The organism is Psychrobacter sp. TB55-MNA-CIBAN-0194 (assembly GCF_040309505.1).
In the GTDB taxonomy this organism is placed as follows: domain Bacteria; phylum Pseudomonadota; class Gammaproteobacteria; order Pseudomonadales; family Moraxellaceae; genus Psychrobacter; species Psychrobacter fozii.
In genome coordinates this window covers 1-231 of the sequence record NZ_JBEOOW010000861.1, presented here as the reverse complement: position 1 = coordinate 231, position 231 = coordinate 1, and the positions used below count along the sequence as shown (strand labels likewise).

The window sequence follows — 231 nt, the reverse complement described above, 5'->3', positions numbered from 1 at the left end:
CGATGGCAGTGAATAAAGCATACCGCCGTGCCCCATGGCAATACCGTCATCTATGGCGATGGTATTAAATTCTTTTGGAACACCGCCCGCTTGGGTGATGGTTTCAGCCATTAGTTCACTGAGCTGATTAAGATGCACATGCCCCGGCACAAATTGTGTAAATGAGTTAACCACAGCAATAATTGGTTTACCAAAGTCGGTGTCGGTCATGCCTGTTGCACGCCATAATGC

General features: G+C 47.6%; 1 protein-coding gene. It reads right to left on the bottom strand.

Annotated features, from left to right (window positions below):
* On the bottom strand, nucleotides 1-231 hold a 231-nt coding region (locus tag AAEY75_RS17380; protein WP_352260440.1), incomplete at both ends, for a dihydroxy-acid dehydratase domain-containing protein.